We start from the raw sequence: 18,190 nt of genomic DNA, 5'->3' as shown, positions 1-18,190 counted from the left end.
CGCTTCCGGATACAAATCAGATAGTGCAAGGAATCCAGCGATGAGCTTCCAACAGGCATTGAGCGGCCTGAACGCCGCCGGCAAGAACCTCGACGTGATCGGCAACAACGTCGCCAACGCCAACACCGTGGGCTTCAAAGCCGCGCGCGCCGAGTTCGCCGACGTCTACGCGTCGACGGTGCTCGGCACCTACTCGAACAACATCGGTATCGGTACGAAGCTCAACTCCGTCACCCAGATGTTCACCCAGGGGGCGATCTCGGTCACGTCCAATCCGTTCGACGTCGCCATCTCGGGCGAAGGCTTCTTCCGCATGGACAACGCCGGGTCCATCGTGTATTCGCGCAACGGCCAGTTCCACCTGGATGCCAACGGCTATGTCGTCAACGCCAACGGCCTGCGCCTGACGGGCTATGTCGCCGATGCCAACGGCAACATCAATGCTGCCCAGCCCCAGCCGTTGCGGCTGACGGTCAGCTCCATCGAGGCCCGCGGCACCTCCGGGGTCACGCAAGGCTCGGTGCTCGATTCCCGCGCCGACGCGATCGACCGCACCGTCAAGCCGTTCAATCCCGAGGACTCGACCACCTACACCCATGCCACGTCCATCGCGGTCTATGACTCGCTGGGCAATACGCACACGCTGTCCACGTTCTACGTGAAGCGTGAACCGGGCCAGTGGGAGGTCTATACCGCGTTGAACGGCAAGGTGACCAACACCGACACGGACGGCGACGGATTGCCGAACGGCGCGCCGCTGGTGTTCGACGCATCGGGCAAGATCGACCTGGCTGCCTCGAACAACGGCGTGTTCCAGGTCAACGTCGACGCCGCCACGCTGGGCACCGGCGCGACCGGGCTGAGCATCAACTACAACATGGCGTCCACTTCGCAGACCGGCCAGGCCTTCAGCAACGAGCTGCAGCGCCAGGACGGCTACACCTCGGGCCGCCTGACCAGCTTCACGATCGACGAGAACGGCATCCTGAAGGCCAACTACTCCAACCAGCAATCGCGGGCGCAGGGCCAGATCACGCTGGTGTCCTTCGTCAATCCCCAGGGCCTGGTCTCGGCCGGCAGCAATAATTTCCTGGAAACGATCCTGTCCGGCGGCCCGCGCATCGGCGTCCCGGGTTCGAGCAACTTCGGCACCGTGACTTCCGGCGCGCTGGAGGATGCCAACGTCGACCTGACCGGCGAGCTGGTGAACATGATCACCGCCCAGCGGGTCTACCAGGCCAACGCGCAAACGATCAAGACCCAGGATTCGCTGATGCAGACCCTGGTCAACATGCGCTGATGGACAGGGCCCTCTACATTGCCGCGACCGGCGCCCGCGAACTGATGCGGCGCCAGGACGTGCAGACCAACAACCTGTCGAACGCGCTGACGCCGGGGTTCCGCGCCGAGATCGCGGCCCAGCGGACGGCGCCGGTGGTCGGCGGCCCGGGCCTGCGGACGCGGGCCTATGCGGTGGAATCGACACCCGGCGCAGACCTGTCGGCCGGCGCGATGATGGCGACCGGGCGCGAACTAGACGTCGCGATCCAGGGCGACGGCTGGTTCGCCGTGCGCACGGCGGATGGCGGCGAGGCCTATACCCGCGCGGGCGGCTTCCAGACCACGGCGGACGGCATGCTGGTCGACGCGGCCGGGCGCCCGGTGCTGGATCCGAACGGCGAGCCCATTCTGATTCCGCCCGATACCAAGGTGCAGGTCAATACCGACGGCTCGATCTCCTCCGTCCCCGAGGTCGACCGGGTGCAGGCCGCCCAGATCGCCAACCTCAAGCTGGTGAACCCGCCGGGGAATATGCTGGCGCGCGGCGCGGACGGCCTTTTCCGCCTGCGCCAGGGCGGCATCGCGCCGGCGGCCGACGGGGTGCGCGTGGCGGGCGGCATGCTCGAGGGCAGCAACGTCAACGCGGTGGAGACCATGGTGGGCATGATCGCGGCGGCGCGTCACTACGACGTGCAGATACAGCTCATGCAGAACACCGACCAGAACCAGCGCTCGGCCACACAGATATTGAGCATGACCTGACCGCGGGGCCTCCCCGCGCGGTGAAGGAATTTTGCGTAGTGCGGCGCACGCCGCGATAAGGATCGAACATCATGATGCGTTCCCTCTGGATCGCCAAGACCGGCCTGGATGCGCAGCAGACCCAGCTGGACGTCATCTCGAACAACCTCGCCAACGTCAGCACCAATGGCTACAAGCGTTCGCGCGCCGTGTTCGAGGACCTGCTCTACCAGACCATGCGGCCGGCCGGCACGCAGACCACGCAGCAGAACCAGGTGCCCGCGGGGCTGACGCTGGGAACCGGATCGCGGCCCGTGGCCACGGTGCGCAACTATGCGCAGGGTGCCCTGCAGCAGACCAGCAGCAGCTTCGACCTGTCGGTCAACGGCGCCGGCTTCTTCCAGGTGCAACTGCCCGACGGCACGCTGGCCTACACGCGCGACGGCAGCTTCCAGATCGACAGCCAGGGCCAGCTCGTGACCAACAACGGCCTGGTCATCGATCCGGGCATCGTGGTGCCGGAGGGCGTCAAGGAAGTCGCCATCGGCCAGGACGGGGTGGTGACCGCGACGGTGGCGGGCCAGACCCAGCCGGTCCAGCTGGGCCAGCTGCAACTGGCCACCTTCATCAATCCGCCGGGCCTGCAGCCGCTGGGCCAGAATCTTTTCGGCGAGACCGCGGCCTCGGGCGTGCCGGTGGTCAACGTGCCGGGGTTGAACGGGGCGGGCCTGATCAACCAGGGATATGTCGAGGCGTCCAACGTCAACGTGGTCGAGGAACTGGTCGGCATGATCCAGACCCAGCGCGCGTACGAGATCAACTCGCGGGCCATCACCACCGCCGACCAGATGCTCCAGCGCATCTCGCAGCTCTGAGGAAGGCGGGATGAAGCAAGCGTTCAGGCCCCGTCGTGTCCGTGGCGCCAGGGCCCTTGCCGGGATGACGATCCTGGCGGGGCTGGCCGCGTGCGCCACGCCCAAGGTAGACATCGACGGGCCGACCACCGCCCGGCCGCTGGACCCGGTGGCCTACAACGCGAATCGCCGGCCCACCGGCGGCATATTCGGTTCCGCACCCGGCTATCGCCCGCTGTTCGAGGATGTGCGGGCGCGCAACATCGGCGATACGCTGGTCGTGCGGCTGGAAGAGCACATCAATTCGTCCCAGCGCAACAATACCTCGGCGCAGCGCTCGGCTTCGGCATCGGCCGGAATCCCTTCCATCAACAAACTGCCAGGGTCCGGCATCCTGCGCGGCCTGGGCGTGGAAGGCGAGAGCGAGAACCGCTTCAACGCCCGGGGCGAGACCGGCGCGTCCAACATCCTGTCGGGCACGATCACCGTGACCGTGGTCGAGGTGCTGTCCAACGGCAACATGCGCGTCTCGGGCGAAAAGCAGATCGGCACCAATCGCGAGACCGAACGCGTGCGCTTCTCCGGCGTGGTGAATCCGGCCCACATCGTGGGCGGCAATTCGGTCAGTTCGACCCAGGTCGCCGACGCACGCATCGAATACCGAGGGCAGGGCGCGATCGACGAGGCCCAGACGGTGGGCTGGCTGTCGCGTTTCTTCTACTCGTTCCTGCCGTTCTGAGCGCGCGCATCATGAATCGTCATCCGTTCACCGCCGCCTGCCTGCGTCTGGCCGTGGCGCTGCTGTGCGCGTTCCTCGTGCCGGCGGCCCAGGCGGCGCGGGTCAAGGACCTGGCCAATGTCCAGGGAGTACGCAACAACCAGCTGGTGGGATACGGCCTGGTCGTGGGCCTGGATGGCACGGGCGACCAGACCACGCAGACGCCGTTCACCACCCAGTCCCTGATGTCCATGTTGTCCAACCTGGGCATCAACGTTCCTCCCGGCACGCGGCTCCAGCTCAAGAACGTGGCGGCGGTGATGGTGACCGCCATGCTGCCGCCGTTTTCCCAGCCCGGCCAGCAGGTCGACGTGACGGTCAGCTCCATGGGCAACGCCAAGTCCCTGCGCGGCGGCACGCTGCTGCTGACGCCGCTCAAGGGACTGGACGGACAGGTCTATGCCATGGCCCAGGGCAGCGTGTCGGTGGGCGGAGCGGGCGCGTCGGCGGCGGGCAGCCGCGCCCAGATCAATCATTTGAGCGCGGGCCGCATTCCGGCCGGCGCCACGGTGGAGCGCGACGTGCCGACGCCGTTCTCCGACGACGGCGCCCTGCGGCTGGAATTGACCACGGCCGATTTCTCGACGGCACGCGCGATGGTGGAGACCATCAACCGCCGCATCGGTCCGGGCACCGCGACCGCGCTCGACGGCCGGGTCATCGAGTTGCGCGCGCCTTCGTCTCCCGACGCCCGGGTCGCCTTCATGGCGCAGGTCGAGGACCTGGAAGTGGCGGGCAGCCGCGCGCCGGCGCGCGTCGTCATCAATGCGCGTACCGGTTCGGTGGTGATGAACCAGAGCGTGCGCCTGGCGCCGGTGGCCGTCGCGCACGGCAACCTGAGCGTCACGGTCAGCGCGGCGCCGGTGGTCAGCCAGCCAGCGCCTTTCTCGGGCGGACAGACGGTGGTGACCGAGCGTGCCGACATCGAGATCAAGCAGAGCGGCGGCGCCATCGTGCACCTGGATGGCGGCGCCCAGCTGGCGGAGGTGGTCAAGGCGTTGAACCTGCTGGGCGCCACGCCGCAGGACCTGATCTCCATCCTCCAGGCGCTCAAGACCGCGGGTGCGCTGACCGCTGAACTGGAGATCATCTGATGACCAAGATGGACAGCGCGATGCAGCGGGGCGGCATGGCGATCGACGCCCGCTCGCTGGAAAACCTGAAGCTGCAGGCGCGGCGCGACCAGGCGGGTACCGTCAGGCAGGCCGCCCGCCAGTTCGAGGCCCAGTTCGCCCAGATGCTGCTGTCGCAGATGCGCCAGTCGTCGATGGCGGGCGATGGTCCGCTGGCCCAGGCGCTGAACAGTCCCGCCTCGCAGACCTGGCGGGAAATGCTGGACCAGCAGCTGGCGCAGAAGCTGGCCGGCGTGGCCGAGGCGGGCAGCGGTCCCGCGCCGGCGCGCAGCGGCCTGGGGCTGGCCGACATGCTGGAGAAACAACTGACGCGTCCTGTCGTGTCGCCGGAGTCCCTGCGCCGCACCGGACTGCCGCTGTCGATGTCCACCCTGGAGCTGGCGCGGGGCCGCGCCACGGGCACCCCTGCCACGGCGACCAGCGGCATGATAGGCGGGATGGAAGCCGCGGCGCTGGCGGGGGGATCGGCCTCCCCGCGGCGCATCCAGAACGGCCGGTTCGGCACCCAGGCCGTCTATGCGCCGCCCCCGGCGGCGGCCGCCAGGCCCGCGGCCGAAACGCGTGCCGCGCCCGGGTCGGCGGAAGAGGTGCGCGCCGAGTTCCTGGGGAAGTTCCTGCCCGCGGCCAGGCGCGCGGAAGCGGCGACGGGGATCCCCGCCGCCTACATCCTGGGCCAGGCCGCCCTGGAATCCGGCTGGGGACGACGGGAGATCCGTGGCGCCCAGGGAGAGGCCAGCCATAACCTGTTCGGCATCAAGGCGACGGGCTGGGACGGCCGCACCGTGCGCACGCGCACGACCGAATACCGCAACGGCACGCCGGAGCGCGTGACGGCGGAGTTCCGCGCCTACGACTCCTACGAGCAGGCGTTCGAGGACTACGCGCGCCTGCTGGCGTCGAATCCCCGCTACGCCAAGGTGCTGCAATCGGCCGGCAGCGCGGAGCAGTTCGCGCAGGGCCTGCAGCGGGCCGGCTACGCGACCGACCCCAGGTATGCCGAAAAGCTGGGCAGCACCATCCGGCGGGCCATGCAGATCGTCGTCTAGCGGCGGATCCGTTCCCGACCGGGCAGAAGGCCGCCGGCATGCTCAAGCTTGGACGCCGGCGTCCGTTAAGAGAGACATCAGCCGTGCATGGCGCCGCCGCGCACGCCAGGCAGCCCGCATGAAACCATGACCACGAACATCGCCAACATCGCATTGACCGGATTGCGCGCCGCCCAGGCCGGGCTGGCCGTGACCGCCAACAACATCTCCAACCAGGGGACGCCCGGGTACTCGCGCCAGCAGGTGATGCTGCAGTCGGCCATGTCGAACTTCAGCGGCGCCGGCTATTTCGGGCAGGGAGTGGACGTCGTCACGGTCCAGCGCGCCTACAGCGATTTCCTGTCCAGCCAGGCCAGCCAGTCGGCATCGACGCTCAGCTATCTCTCCACCTATTCGGACCAGATGAGCGGCCTGATCAACCGGCTCGGGTCGGTGGACACCGGGATCAACCAGAGCCTGAACGCGCTGTATTCGGCCTTGGGCCGCTTCAGCCAGAATCCCGCCGAGACCGCGTCGCGGCAGGCCGCGCTGGCGGCGGCGCAGTCGACGGCGGCGCGTTTTCGCGCCATCAGCGAGGATCTCTCCACCCTGAGCCGGGGCATCGACAACCAGGCCAGCGCCACGGTGGGACAGATCAACCAGCTGGTGCAGAGCATCGCCGCCTACAACGCCAAGATCGGCGACGCCTATGGCACCGGCCAGGGCCAGGCGCCCAACGGCCTCCTGGACCAGCGCGACGTGCTGGTGCGCGAGCTGGGCAGGCTGACGGGCATCACCACCAGCACCCAGGGCACGAGCATCAACGTCTATCTGACCAACGGCCAGCCGCTGGTCATGGAGCAGGTGGCCGCGCAGTTGCGGATCGACACCCGCGACCCGGCGTCGCCCACGGGTACCAGCCTGTCGCTGACCGTCGGCAGCCACACCATGCAGCTCAAGCAGGACGACATCGACGGCGGCCAATTGGGCGCACTGCTGCAATTCCGCGACAACGAGCTGGCCCAGGCCCAGTCCGAACTGGGGCGCCTGGCCATTGCCATGGCGGCGGCCTACAACCAGCAACAGCAATTCGGCATGGACAGCAACGGCCAGCCGGGCCAGGCCCTGTTCCGCATCGGCAACCCCGTTGCCGTGGGACAGCGCGGCAACACCGGCGATGCGCGGCTGGCGGTGGGCATCGCCGACACGCGCTCGCTGACCGGCAGCGACTATCAGCTGACCCGGGTGGGTAGCGAGTACGTCGTGACCCGGCTCGACGACGGTACCGAACTGGGCCCGTTCTCGTCGCTGCCGCAGAACGTGGACGGCCTGAGCATCGGCCTGGCCGACGGCGACCTGGCCGACGGGGACACCTTCACCATCAAGGTCGCCAGCCAGGCCGCGGCGGGCGTCGAAGTGACCTTGGCCGATCCCGGCAAGCTGGCCGCCGCCGCCCCCATGGGCCTGGTGACGGCGGACACCAATACCGGCACGGCGCAGGCGTCGCGCCTGCGCTCGGTCGAGTCGGGCAGCCCCGACTACGGCACTTCGGTCACCGTCCGCTTCACGTCCGCCACGGGCTACGAGCTGCTGGGCGAGGACGGCAGCGTCCTGTCGACGGGTTCCTTGCAGCCGCCGCAGCAGACCATTTCGTACAACGGCTGGGCCTTCGACGTGTCCGGCATCCCGGCCGCCGGGGACCGGATCACCGTCAAGGCCGACCCGGGGGCCCCCGCGGGCGACAACCGCAACGCGCTGGCCATGGCCGGGCTGGGGACCACCAAGATCGCCGGCGGCAGTACGCTGACCGATTCCTATGCCGGGCTCATCTCCAGCGTCGGCACGCGCGCGGCTTCGCTGAACATCAGCAAGGCCGCGCAGCAGACCGCCTTCGACCAGGCGGTGGCCAGCGAACAGTCGCTGTCGGGCGTGAACCTGGACGAAGAAGGAGCCAACCTGCTGCGCTACCAGCAGGCCTATGCCGCCGCCGGCAAGGTGCTCGGCATGTCTTCCGAGCTCTTCGACCAGTTGCTCGCCGCCATCCATTAACGATACGCCTACGGACCGCCATGAGAGTCAGCACCAACCAGTTCTACGACAACAGCATCCGGGCCATCACCAGCCAGCAGAGCGCACTGCTGCAGGTCTCGCAGCAGCTCTCCGCCCAGCGCAAGCTGCTCAGTCCGTCCGACGATCCGGTCGCGGCCGGCCGCGAAGTGGCGCTGGACGCCACGCTCAAGGCCAACGAACAGATGCTGAAGAACCAGGCGGACGCCAAGGGCCTGCTCGAGGGCACCGAGAACTATCTGGTGGAGGCGGGCGGCACCCTGCAACTGGCGCTGACCCGCGTCGTGCAGGCGGGCGGCGGCGGGCTGAACGAGGAAAACCGGCAATCCATCCTGGCCGATCTCAAAGAATTGCGCGACCAGCTGATGAGCGTGGCCAATACCCAGGACGAGAACGGCAACTACATCTTCGCCGGCTACAAGCGCGACAGCCAGCCTTTCGTGCGCAACGCCTCGGGCGTGGTCTACCAAGGCGATGCCGGCGTGCGCCAGAGCCAGATCGGCCCCAACCGCGTGATCGACGTCAGCTTCAGCGGCAATTACCTGTTCGGCGACATCCCCACCGGCCGCAACGGATTGGATGTCGGCGCCGGCAGCGGCAATACCGGCAGCGCGACGCTGACCGCCAGCACGGTCACCGACCGCCAGGCCTGGTCGGCCGCGGCGGCCTACGGTCCGTACACCATCGAGTTCGGCGCCGACGGCGCCTATACCGTTTCGGACAAGGACGGGGCCGAGGTGGGCACCGGCACCCTGGGCGAGGACGGCCAGGCGATAGATATCGCCGGTGTGCAGATCGGCATCAGCGGCCGGCCGGCCGAAGGCGACACGCTGAGCTTCGGCCCGTCGCGTTCGCAAAGCGTATTCGATACGCTGGACCAGGCCATCGCCGCCCTGAGCCAGCCGGCTTCCGCGACCGAATCCGTCTCGCGGGCCAACGCGCTGTACGAGGTCAACCTGAACCTGAACTCGGCCATGAACCGGCTGCTCGAGGCTCGCTCGTCCATCGGCAGCCGCCTGACCGAGATCGAGGCGGCCACCACCGCGGGCGAAACCCGCGGCGACCAGATCACCGGCGAGATCTCCCGCGTGGTGGGGTCCGACCTGGAGACCATGACGGAACTGACCGGCGAACTGGCCAAACGCACGTACACTGTGCAGGCCGCGCAGCAGACCTATACGCAGATCGCCCGGATGTCCATTTTCAATTTCCTGTAAGCAGGCAGGATCCGGCGGCGGATGGACGCGATGGCGCTGCCGGCGCGTTCACCTGGCCACACCGGATGCTTCATGTCGCAGGAACCGTTCAACATCCTCGTCGTCGACGACGAGCCGCTCAACCTGGAAATCATTTCCGAGCACCTGTCCGATCCTCGCTATCGGCTCCGGTGCGTGCAGGACGGCATCCAGGCCTGGGACGTGCTGCAGGACCCGGGCATCGACCATGACCTGATCGTGCTCGACCGGATGATGCCGGGACTGGACGGCATCGAGCTCCTGACCCGCATACGCGCGGACCGCCGCCTGGCCGATGTCCCGGTCATCATGCAGACTGCGGCCGCGCGCCCCGCCGACGTGCTCGAGGGCATACACCGGGGCGCCTACTACTACCTGACCAAGCCGTACGAGCACGACATGCTGATCGCGGTCGTCAGCGCGGCCATCGAGTTCCGCGCGCGGCAGAAGGGCCTGCGCCGGCGCCTGTCCGACGTGCACGATGTGTTCGCCCACATGCGGCAGGCCAGCTTCGGCTTCGTGTCCCTGGCCGAGGCCCGGCAACTGGCCTTCTTCCTGGCCAAGCTGTGTCCCGCGCCCGAAGTGGCGGTAATAGGCCTGGCCGAACTGATGGTCAATGCGGTCGAACACGGCAACCTGGAAATCGGCTTCGCCGACAAGGGGCGCCTGAGCATGGAAGGCCGCTGGGCGGCGGAGATCCAGCGGCGGCTGTCCCTGGTCCCGTACCGGGACCGCATCGCCAGCGTCAGCTTCGAACGCGAACCCGACCGCATCCGCTTCCGCGTCAGGGACCAGGGCCCCGGCTTCGACTGGCGAACCTACCTGGAAATCTCTCCCGACCGCGCCTTCGACATGCACGGCCGAGGCATCGCCATGGCCCGCGCCCTGACTTTCAAGGACCTGGCCTACACCGACGACGGCCGGGAGGCCATCGGAAGTATAGAAACCCCCTAGGGAAGCCCACCCCCTACCCGCTACGCGGGCCCCCTCAAGGGGGCGATGCGGGTGGACCGGCGGAGCCGGATCCACCGCATCCTGGGTCTAGTGGGGTTGTCTTGGGTTGTTGCACCGGTGCTATCGCTGGCTGCCAGCGATAGCAACTGTGCTTCAGTCCAAGATGGTTTCCCTAGACCCAGGAAACCGCGGATCTGGCTTTGCCAGTCCGCCGGTTTCGCCCCCTGGGGGGCGCCCGAAGGGCGTAGGGGGGGGCCTCTACTCCACCAGTTTGTGTTTCAGCGCGTAGTGGGTCAGCTCGGCGTTGTTCTTGAGCTTCATCTTCTCGAGCAGGCGTGCGCGGTAGACCGAGACGGTCTTGGGCGAGAGGGAGATTTCCTCGGCGATCTGGGTCAGTGTGCGGCCCGAGGCGATCATCACCATGGTCTGGTATTCGCGGTCGGACAACAATTCGTGCGGCGGGCGCTCGTCGCCCTGGCTGAGGTGGGTGGCCAGTTGTTCGGCCAGTTCGGGCGTGATGTATTTCTTGCCGCGCGCGACGGTCCGGATGGCCTCGATCACGGTTTCGGGCGGGGAGTTCTTGTGCAGGTAGCCGGCCGCGCCGGCCTTGACGCTGCGTACCGCGTACTGGTCCTCGGGATACATGCTGAGCATGAGCACGGCGATGCGCGGCCAGCGTTCGCGCACCTGCTTGAGCCCTTCGAGCCCGTTCTTGCCGGGCATGGATATGTCCATCAGCACGACGTCGGCCTCGGTCTTGCGCAGCACGTCGAGCAGGTCGCCGCAATCGGCCGCTTCTCCGACCACCGATATGCCTTCCTCGGCCTGCGCGATCTGCCGCAGGCCGGAGCGCACGATGGCGTGGTCGTCGGCGAGCACCAGACGGATCATTCCTGGTCCTCCGGCTCGTGGTGGGGGGATTTTCCGCCAGGCAGGGAGAGCGTAGGGGGATTCAACGGGATCGAAATCATGAGTGTGGTTCCTCGGAAAGGCGGCGTGCCCGTCTGGGGCGCGCCGCCTATGTCCATCCAGCCGCCCAGGCCGTGGACGCGTTCCATCATGCCGCGCAGGCCGAACGACGTTCCCTTGCGCAGCGCGTCGGACGACAGGCCGATGCCGTTGTCGCGGACTTCCAGGCTGAGGGTGCTGTCGTCGGCGAAGAGGTCGACGTCCACGCGCGTGGCCTGCGCATGCTTGAACACGTTGGTCAGGGCTTCCTGGAAGATGCGGAAGACGGCGATGGATTGCTCCAGTTCGAGCGCCAGGTCGTCCTGGTTGGTGTGGACGTTGACGGTGATGCCCGTATGCTGCGCGAAATCGCGCGCTTGCCACTCGATCGCGGCAACGATGCCGAAGTCGAGCACGGGCGGCCGCATGGCCCGGGCGATACGGGAGATGGCCTCGCCCAGCGAAGCGACCATCTGTTCGGCTTCGTCCAGCAACTGCGCCGTTTCCTTTTCGCGGGAGCGGCGGCGGGCCAGCGCGAGGTCGGCGCGTATCCGGGTGACCAGGGCGCCCAGATCGTCGTGGATCTCGCGCGCGAGTTCGGCCCGTTCGTTCTCCCGCACGCGTTCGGTGTGGCGGGAGAGTTCGCGCAGCTGGCTTTCGGAGCGGCTGAGTTCCGCCTGCGCATGGGCCAGGTGAGTGACGTCGGACAGCGCGACCACGCATCCCGAAGGCGGAGAACCGCTGAGCGGACTGGCCGATACCAGCAACTCGCGCTTTTCGCCCCGGGTTTCTATGCTGAACGGCAGCCCGCGTACCTCGGAACCGTCCAGCGCCGGGGCGATCAGGGTCAGCAGCTTCCAGGTGTCGGGCTGCGAGGGCAGGGCGAACGAGCGGGACAGCGTGTCGGCCGAGCCCAGTCCGGTCAGGTCTTCGCAGGCCGGGCTCCACATGGTGACGGTACGCTCGCGCGAGATGGCGAACAGGGCGACCGGCGTGGCCGAGAAGACCGCGTTCAGCTGATCGTGGGCCGAGGCCAGCGCGGTTTCCGCCCGTTGCCGCTGGTCGCGGGTCTGCACTTCGCGCAGGCCGCGTTCCAGCGCGGGAGGGAGCCTGCGCAGGTTGTTCTTCATGACATAGTCGTCGGCGCCGGCCCGCATAGCCTCGACCGCGGTTTCCTCGCCGATGGCGCCGGACACGATGAGGAAGGGGCCGCGGAAGCCGGCTTCCTTGGCCACCTTCAGCGCGCGCAGGCCGCTGAAGGTCGGCAGGGAATGATCGCTGATGATGGCGTCCCAGGCTCGTTCGGCCAAGGCCTGCCGCATGGTCGTTTCGGTGTCCACGCACTGGGCCGTGACGTTCAGCCCCGCGTCGACCAGCACGGCGCGCATCAGCGTGAAGTCGGCGAGCGAGTCCTCGATGAAGAGGATGGCGAGTTGCGAGGCTTCGCGGGCGTCGGGGCCCAGCGCGGCCGGGGCCTGGCCGGGCGCGGCCGTCATGAAGCGAGGCAGGCCGGCCTGCGGGGGGCTGGCGTTCTGCACGGAGACGGGGCCGCGATTGAACATTGCTTAATGAATCAGTAAGTGTTGCCGATAATCCCGTCAATGATAGCGTGGGGGCTTTTCCTTTAGGGCCAAGCGTGACTTCCAGAACCAGCCTCCTGGCCATGACCGACGCCATGCCGGGCACGGCCGACTCTCTCGTCGGCACCGAATTCGCCTTCAGCGGCCAGGATTTCGACCGGATACGGACCCTGTTGCGGCAGCACACCGGCATTTCGCTGTCGGACGCCAAGCGCAGCATGGTCTACAGCCGGCTGGCCCGGCGGCTGCGCGCGACCGGCCGTCCGTCCTTCAGCGCCTACCTGGAGGGCCTGCGCGCCGGCGCGCCCGAATGGGAATACTTCGTCAACGCGCTGACCACGAATCTCACGTATTTCTACCGCGAGAACCACCATTTCCAGATCCTGGCCGCCTACCTGAAGCGGCTGGCCGCCGAGCGCCCGGGCCAGACCCTGCAACTCTGGTGCGCGGCCGCTTCCACGGGCGAAGAGGCCTGGACCCTGGCCATCACGGCCGCCGAGGTGTTCGGGACCCTGGCGCCGCCGGTGCGCATCCTGGCGACCGACCTGGACACCCATGTGCTGGCCACCGCGCGCCAGGCCGTGTACCGGCGGGATCAACTGGCCAAGGTGCCCGACCAGCAGGCGCGGCGCTACTTCATCGAGGAAGCCGAGGGCTTGTACGCAGTGCGGCCCGAACTGCGCGCGCTGGTGAATTTCCGCCAGCTGAACCTGCTGGATCCCGCCTGGCCGGTGCGCGGGCCGCTCGATGCGGTGTTCTGCCGCAACGTCCTCATCTATTTCGACCGCCCCACGCAATTGCGGGTGGTCGAGCGCATGGCCGGGTTGATGCCGGCCGGAGCCCTGCTGTTCGTCGGGCATTCCGAAAGCTTTTCCCAGGGGCAGCAGCGCTTCGTGCTCCAGGGGCGTACCGTCTACGCCAGGCAGCCGGGCTGAGCGCATCCATGACCGACGAGCACCACCGGCCCGCGGACGGCCGCGCGCCTCCGCCATCCCGATACGACCACAGGCTGCTGGTCGCCATCGGCGCCTCGACGGGCGGCACCGAAGCGCTGCGCGACCTGCTGGAAGCGCTGCCCGCCGATCTGCCGCCCATCGTCATCACCCAGCACATGCCGCCCGGGTTCACGCGCAGCTTCGCCGAGCGCCTGGACAAGCACACGCCGCTGCGCGTCAAGGAAGCCGAGCACAACGAACGGCTGCATCCAGGGCACGTCTATGTGGCTCCCGGCCACGCGCACCTGGCGGTGCGGCCGCTGCCGCTGCTGGGCTATCACGCGCAGTTGTCCGAGGGCGAGCCGGTCAATCGCCACCGTCCCTCGGTCGAAGTCCTGTTCCTGTCGGCCGCCCGCGCGGCGGGGGCGTGCACCGTGGCCGTCATGCTGACCGGCATGGGCAAGGACGGCGCGCGGGCCATGCTGACGCTGCGCGAGGCCGGCGCCTACAACCTTGCCCAGGACGAAGCGTCGAGCGTGGTCTTCGGCATGCCTCGCGAAGCCATCGCCCTGGGCGCCGTCCACGAGATCGTCCCGCTGCCCCAGATGGCCCAGCGCCTGGTCATCGCCGTAGAAGCCAAGAACAAGGCCATCAATGGACCCTGAAAAGCAAAACGGCCCCATAGGAGGCCGTTCTAGCCGTTGCCAGGGCACAGCGGATCCGGCTTTGCCGGTCCGCCAGCACCGTTGAGGGGATGCGGCGCTCCGCCCCGAGACGTCCGCACCCAGACCCAGGATGCGGTGGATCCGGCTTTGCCGGTCCACCCGCATCGCCCCCTGCGGGGCGCGCGTTAGCGCGTAGGGGGGGACCTCAGACCCAGGACGTCCTGCATGTCATACAGGCCGGCCGACTTGTCCGCCAGATAGCGGGCGGCGCGCAGGCTGCCTTCGGCGTAGTTGACGCGGCTGCTCGAGCGGTGGGTGATCTCGATGCGTTCGCCCGGGCCGCAGAAGAAGACCGTGTGGTCTCCCACCACGTCGCCGCCGCGGGCGGAGGAAAAGCCGATGGTGCCGTGCTTGCGGGCTCCGGTGTCGCCATGGCGGGCCCACTCGGCCACCTCGGACAGCGGCTTGCCCCAGGCCTGCGCCACGGTTTCACCCATTTTCAGCGCCGTGCCGGATGGAGCATCCACCTTGTGCTTGTGGTGGACCTCGAACACTTCCACGTCGTAATCGTCCTTCAGGATGCGGGCGGCGATGTCCAGCAGCTTGAGGGTGACGTTCACGCCCACGCTCATGTTGGGCGCGAAGACCACGCCGACCTTGTCGGCGGCCGCCGCGATCGCGGCCTTGCCGGCTTCGTCGAAGCCCGTGGTGCCGATGACCAGCTTGACGCCGTGGCGGCGGCAGGCTTCCAGGTGGGCCAGCGTGGCCTCGGGTCGGGTGAAGTCGATCAGGCAGTCGGCCTGGGCAAGAGCGTCCAGGTCGTCGGTGATGATGACCTTGCTTTGTTTGCCCAGGAACTCGGCGGCATCGTGGCCGATGGCGGGGCTGCCTGCGCGGTCCAGCGCGACGGCCAGTTCCAGGTCGGGGGCGGCGAGCACGGCTTCGATCAGCATGTGGCCCATGCGGCCGGTAGCCCCGGCAATGGCGATACGCATCGAGGTCATTCCTTGGTATTCGTGGCGGGTTGAGCGGGGGCCGCGTCGCCGGAGGGCGGTGCGGCGGGAGGCGCGAGCGGAGCGACCGGCGTGGCGACGGCGGGCGCGGAACCGGGGTCCAGGCTGGGAGAGGCGGCGTTGCCCTCGACCGTCAGGGGCGCCGCGTTCGGGGCCTGCTGGGCCGGCTGCGTGATGGCGCCCAGGGCCTTGCGCGTGTCCTTCTGCTGGAACGGCTGGCGGGCGGGCTGTTCATCGCCGGTCCAGCGCTCGAGCCGGTCGTTGACGAAATAGACGGTGAAGCGCCGTTCCTCGGTCTGCCCGTGGCCCGGCGTGAACAGGTACGGATAGTCCCAACGGTCGGAATGGAAAATGCTGGTCAGGGTAGGGCTGCCCAGGGCGAAACGCACCTGTTCGCGGGTCATGCCGGGGCGCAGCAGCTCCACTTGTTGCTGGGTCAGCCAGTTGCCCTGCTGGACGTCGGCCCGGTAGGGTTTGACGAAGTTCGGGACGTAGTTGTTGACCGAGCTGCATGCCGCCAGGCCCAGCAGCGCGGCCGGGGCCAGCCGCCGCAAGGTGCCGGCTTGGCCGTGGATGAAGGAAATCAGAGCGTTTGGCACAGATCCGCACTCGTCTTGATTGGGGAAACCGTTATCATAAAGCCCTCGGGGATTGCCTGGGCTTTTCCGGGGCTTTCCCGGCACTTCAGGACGGCTGCCGCGGGACGGGTAACAGGGCGCTTCGTGCGCCGAGCCGGGCCGTCCCGCCGCCTTCCATGCCGGAGCGCCGCGCCATGCGCGTGTCGCGCGCCCGATGGCTGACTGGGCTCGAAGACCCAGCACCCACGCCGGTTCCCGCCGTCCAGCGGGGACCGACACACGAAACCGCTTTCAGAAGGGATCATCATGACAGATCAAAGCGAACTCAAAAGTATAGGCCTGAAAGCGACCTTTCCCCGGCTCAAGATCCTGGATGTCTTCCGCAAGGCCGAAGTGCGCCACATGAGCGCCGAAGACGTCTATCGGGCCCTGATCGGCGAAAGCGTCGAGATCGGGCTGGCCACGGTCTATCGCGTGCTGACGCAGTTCGAGCAGGCCGGGCTGCTGGTCCGCAGCCAGTTCGACAGCGGCAAGGCCGTGTTCGAGCTGAACGAGGGCGACCACCATGACCATCTGGTCTGCACCAATTGCGGCAAGGTCGAGGAGTTCTTCGACGCGGAAATCGAAAAACGCCAGCAGAAGATCGCCAAGGATCACAACTTCGTGCTGACCGGGCACGCGCTGTCGCTCTACGGCATCTGCCAGAACTGCGCCAAGAGCCGCTGAAGGCAGGCAAGGGGCGGGCGCTGGCCCGCCTCAGTTGTTGCCTATCATTTCCCGCGCATGCTTGCGCGTCGTGGCGGTGATCTCTATGCCGCCCAGCATCCGGGCGATCTCGTCCACCCGTCCCCCCCTGTCCAGCCGATTGACCGTGGAGATCGCCGCGCCTTTCTCCTGGCGCTTGTCGACCCGCAGGTGCGTATTGCCGCAAGCGGCGACCTGGGGCAGGTGGGTGACGCACAATACTTGATGCAAACTGCCTAGTTCGCGCAGCAGCCTGCCCACCACCTCGGCCACCGCGCCGCCTATGCCCGTGTCGACTTCGTCGAAGATCAGGGTCGGAACCCGCGCTGCGCGGCTGGCGATGACGGACAGGGCCAGCGAGATCCGCGCCAGTTCGCCCCCGGACGCCACCTTGGCCAGCGGACGGGGCGTGGTGCCCGCATGTCCGGCGACGCGGAATTCGATGGCCTCCGACCCGTGGATACCGGGGTCGGCCGGCTCGACCGCGACCTCGAAGCGGCCGCCGGTCATGGCCAGCGTCTGCATGGCCTGGGTCACCGCCTTGGACAACGAGCCGGCCGCCTTCTTGCGGGCCCGGCCGAGCTTGGCGGCGGCGGCGTCGTAGGCGGCCTTGGCGGCTTCGGCCCTGGCGCGCAGCGCCTGGACGTCCTCGGCTTCTTTCAGGGTCTCGAGCTGGGCCAGCAGCGTGGCATGCCGTTCGGGCAATTCCTCCGGTTGCAGGCGGAACTTCCTGGCGGTGTCGAACACCGCCTGCAGGCGCGCCTCGACTTCGCCCAGGCGCTGGGGGTCGAGCTCCAGGCGCCCCAGATAGCTGTTCAGGTCGGAGACGGCTTCCTGCAACGCGATACGGGCCGATTCCAGCGCCTCGGACACCGGTGCCAGCGCGGCGTCGTGCACCGCCAGCTGGCCGATGCGCTGGGCCGCGGCGGCCAGGCGGGCATGGGCGGCGTCATCGTCTTCTTCCAGGGCGGCGATGGTCTGGCTGGCGCCGTCGATCAGCGACTGGGCATGGGCCAGCCTGCCGTGCTCGGCCTGCAGGTGCTCCCATTCGCCGTCCTTCAGCGCCAGCCGGTCGAGCTCGTCGGCCTGCCATTGCAGGTGCTCGCGCTCCTGCTGCAGCGAGGCCGCGTCGCGTTCCACGGCTTCGAGCCTGCGCGCCAGCTCGCGCCAGGCCTTCCAGGCCTGGGCCACCTCGCGCCGCAAGGCGCCGTGGTCCCCGTGGTCGTCCAGCATGTCGCGCTGGGAATCGGTCTTGAGCAGGCTCTGGTGCGCGTGCTGGCCATGGATGTCGACCAGGTGCTCGCCCAGTTCGCGCAGCTGGGTCAGGGTGGCGGGTACGCCGTTGATGTAGCCGCGGCTGCGGCCCTGGGCATCGATGACTCGCCGCAGCACCAGGCTGTCGGTGTCCAGCTCGCGTTCGGCCAGCCAGTCCAGCAGGGCCGGCGGAACGTCGAACACCGCGCTGACCTCGGCCCGGCTGGCGCCTTCCCGCAGCACCGACGCATCGGCGCGTTCGCCCAGGGCCAGCGCCAGCGCATCGATCAGGATCGACTTGCCGGCGCCCGTTTCGCCGGAGAAAACGGTGAAGCCGGGGCCGAATTCGACCTCGGTCTGGTCGACGATCACGAAATCGTTGATGTGCAGGGCGCGCAGCATACG

At 68.1% G+C, this 18,190-nt stretch carries 16 protein-coding genes and 1 pseudogene; 12 read left to right on the top strand and 5 right to left on the bottom strand.

Going from position 1 to position 18,190, the window contains the following annotated elements:
• Positions 1-40: 40 nt before the first annotated feature.
• The 9 genes from flgE to R4823_RS18405 all read left to right on the top strand — a co-directional run bounded on the left by flgE (position 41) and on the right by R4823_RS18405 (position 10,068).
• Complete coding sequence (flgE, locus tag R4823_RS18445) at positions 41-1,300, top strand: flagellar hook protein FlgE (RefSeq protein WP_338615707.1); 1,260 nt, start codon at positions 41-43, stop codon at positions 1,298-1,300.
• The gene (flgF, locus tag R4823_RS18440; RefSeq protein ID WP_338615705.1) at positions 1,300-2,043 is read left to right on the top strand and encodes a flagellar basal-body rod protein FlgF; all 744 of its coding nucleotides are present in this window, start codon (positions 1,300-1,302) and stop codon (positions 2,041-2,043) included. The genes flgE and flgF overlap by 1 nt, the downstream gene beginning before the upstream one ends.
• Before the next feature lie 71 nt (positions 2,044-2,114).
• Positions 2,115-2,897 (top strand): flagellar basal-body rod protein FlgG, encoded by a 783-nt coding sequence (gene flgG, locus R4823_RS18435; RefSeq protein ID WP_087841473.1) that lies wholly within the window; start codon positions 2,115-2,117, stop codon positions 2,895-2,897.
• Between the two features lie 10 nt (positions 2,898-2,907).
• Positions 2,908-3,615 (top strand): flagellar basal body L-ring protein FlgH, encoded by a 708-nt coding sequence (locus R4823_RS18430; protein WP_087841472.1) that lies wholly within the window; start codon positions 2,908-2,910, stop codon positions 3,613-3,615.
• An 11-nt stretch (positions 3,616-3,626) separates the two neighbouring features.
• Positions 3,627-4,748 (top strand): flagellar basal body P-ring protein FlgI, encoded by a 1,122-nt coding sequence (locus R4823_RS18425; RefSeq protein ID WP_087841471.1) that lies wholly within the window; start codon positions 3,627-3,629, stop codon positions 4,746-4,748.
• Complete coding sequence (flgJ, locus tag R4823_RS18420) at positions 4,748-5,833, top strand: flagellar assembly peptidoglycan hydrolase FlgJ (protein ID WP_338615701.1); 1,086 nt, start codon at positions 4,748-4,750, stop codon at positions 5,831-5,833. Before R4823_RS18425 ends, flgJ begins: the two co-directional genes overlap by 1 nt.
• A gap of 126 nt (positions 5,834-5,959) precedes the next feature.
• Entirely contained in the window at positions 5,960-7,861 is a 1,902-nt protein-coding gene (gene flgK, locus R4823_RS18415) for a flagellar hook-associated protein FlgK (protein WP_338615700.1), read from the top strand.
• Positions 7,862-7,881: 20 nt separating this feature from the next.
• Positions 7,882-9,096 carry a flagellar hook-associated protein FlgL gene (flgL, locus tag R4823_RS18410; RefSeq protein ID WP_338615699.1) on the top strand — a complete coding sequence of 405 codons (1,215 nt, stop codon included), beginning with the start codon at positions 7,882-7,884 and terminating at the stop codon, positions 9,094-9,096.
• A gap of 72 nt (positions 9,097-9,168) precedes the next feature.
• Entirely contained in the window at positions 9,169-10,068 is a 900-nt protein-coding gene (locus R4823_RS18405; RefSeq protein WP_087841532.1) for a response regulator, read from the top strand.
• A gap of 258 nt (positions 10,069-10,326) precedes the next feature.
• On the opposite strand, the gene R4823_RS18400 is transcribed toward R4823_RS18405, so the two are convergent.
• Positions 10,327-10,959: a response regulator transcription factor gene (locus R4823_RS18400; RefSeq protein ID WP_087841467.1), complete on the bottom strand. Its 633-nt coding sequence runs from the start codon at positions 10,957-10,959 to the stop codon at positions 10,327-10,329.
• Complete coding sequence (locus tag R4823_RS18395; RefSeq protein WP_338615696.1) at positions 10,956-12,578, bottom strand: response regulator; 1,623 nt, start codon at positions 12,576-12,578, stop codon at positions 10,956-10,958. The genes R4823_RS18400 and R4823_RS18395 overlap by 4 nt, the downstream gene beginning before the upstream one ends.
• 74 nt (positions 12,579-12,652) lie before the next feature.
• On the opposite strand from R4823_RS18395, the gene R4823_RS18390 reads away from it, so the two are divergent.
• Entirely contained in the window at positions 12,653-13,531 is an 879-nt protein-coding gene (locus R4823_RS18390; protein WP_243724575.1) for a protein-glutamate O-methyltransferase CheR, read from the top strand.
• Between the two features lie 77 nt (positions 13,532-13,608).
• Positions 13,609-14,196: pseudogene (locus R4823_RS18385) on the top strand (CheB methylesterase domain-containing protein); the annotation flags it as partial.
• Between the two features lie 185 nt (positions 14,197-14,381).
• Here the strand turns inward: R4823_RS18385 and dapB are convergent.
• Positions 14,382-15,191 (bottom strand): 4-hydroxy-tetrahydrodipicolinate reductase, encoded by an 810-nt coding sequence (gene dapB, locus R4823_RS18380; protein WP_087841464.1) that lies wholly within the window; start codon positions 15,189-15,191, stop codon positions 14,382-14,384.
• 5 nt (positions 15,192-15,196) lie between these two features.
• Complete coding sequence (locus R4823_RS18375; RefSeq protein ID WP_243724592.1) at positions 15,197-15,739, bottom strand: outer membrane protein assembly factor BamE; 543 nt, start codon at positions 15,737-15,739, stop codon at positions 15,197-15,199.
• Between the two features lie 354 nt (positions 15,740-16,093).
• Between R4823_RS18375 and fur the strand changes: the two genes are divergently transcribed.
• A complete protein-coding gene (fur, locus tag R4823_RS18370) occupies positions 16,094-16,513 on the top strand; it encodes a ferric iron uptake transcriptional regulator (protein WP_087841463.1) in 420 nt (139 codons plus the stop codon).
• Positions 16,514-16,543: 30 nt separating this feature from the next.
• On the opposite strand, the gene recN is transcribed toward fur, so the two are convergent.
• Positions 16,544-18,187: a DNA repair protein RecN gene (gene recN / locus R4823_RS18365; protein ID WP_338615694.1), complete on the bottom strand. Its 1,644-nt coding sequence runs from the start codon at positions 18,185-18,187 to the stop codon at positions 16,544-16,546.
• Positions 18,188-18,190: the final 3 nt, after the last annotated feature.

This window comes from Pigmentiphaga sp. CHJ604 (assembly GCF_036972535.1).
GTDB lineage: Bacteria > Pseudomonadota > Gammaproteobacteria > Burkholderiales > Burkholderiaceae_B > Pigmentiphaga > Pigmentiphaga daeguensis.
The sequence above is the reverse complement of the archived record's forward strand: the minus strand, read 5'-3'. Positions and strand labels throughout refer to the sequence as shown.

What these genes read in the sequence shown, in the direction of transcription:
- flgE (WP_338615707.1), top strand. Translation starts at nt 41, where the DNA reads ATGAGCTTCCAACAGGCATTGAGCGGCCTGAACGCCGCCGGCAAGAAC.
- fur (WP_087841463.1), top strand. Translation starts at nt 16,094, where the DNA reads ATGACAGATCAAAGCGAACTCAAAAGTATAGGCCTGAAAGCGACCTTT.
- flgJ (WP_338615701.1), top strand. Translation starts at nt 4,748, where the DNA reads ATGACCAAGATGGACAGCGCGATGCAGCGGGGCGGCATGGCGATCGAC.
- R4823_RS18430 (WP_087841472.1), top strand. Translation starts at nt 2,908, where the DNA reads ATGAAGCAAGCGTTCAGGCCCCGTCGTGTCCGTGGCGCCAGGGCCCTT.
- R4823_RS18395 (WP_338615696.1), bottom strand. Translation starts at nt 12,578, where the DNA reads ATGTTCAATCGCGGCCCCGTCTCCGTGCAGAACGCCAGCCCCCCGCAG.
- flgL (WP_338615699.1), top strand. Translation starts at nt 7,882, where the DNA reads ATGAGAGTCAGCACCAACCAGTTCTACGACAACAGCATCCGGGCCATC.
- flgF (WP_338615705.1), top strand. Translation starts at nt 1,300, where the DNA reads ATGGACAGGGCCCTCTACATTGCCGCGACCGGCGCCCGCGAACTGATG.
- R4823_RS18400 (WP_087841467.1), bottom strand. Translation starts at nt 10,959, where the DNA reads ATGATCCGTCTGGTGCTCGCCGACGACCACGCCATCGTGCGCTCCGGC.
- flgK (WP_338615700.1), top strand. Translation starts at nt 5,960, where the DNA reads ATGACCACGAACATCGCCAACATCGCATTGACCGGATTGCGCGCCGCC.
- dapB (WP_087841464.1), bottom strand. Translation starts at nt 15,191, where the DNA reads ATGCGTATCGCCATTGCCGGGGCTACCGGCCGCATGGGCCACATGCTG.
- R4823_RS18425 (WP_087841471.1), top strand. Translation starts at nt 3,627, where the DNA reads ATGAATCGTCATCCGTTCACCGCCGCCTGCCTGCGTCTGGCCGTGGCG.
- R4823_RS18405 (WP_087841532.1), top strand. Translation starts at nt 9,169, where the DNA reads ATGTCGCAGGAACCGTTCAACATCCTCGTCGTCGACGACGAGCCGCTC.
- flgG (WP_087841473.1), top strand. Translation starts at nt 2,115, where the DNA reads ATGATGCGTTCCCTCTGGATCGCCAAGACCGGCCTGGATGCGCAGCAG.
- recN (WP_338615694.1), bottom strand. Translation starts at nt 18,187, where the DNA reads ATGCTGCGCGCCCTGCACATCAACGATTTCGTGATCGTCGACCAGACC.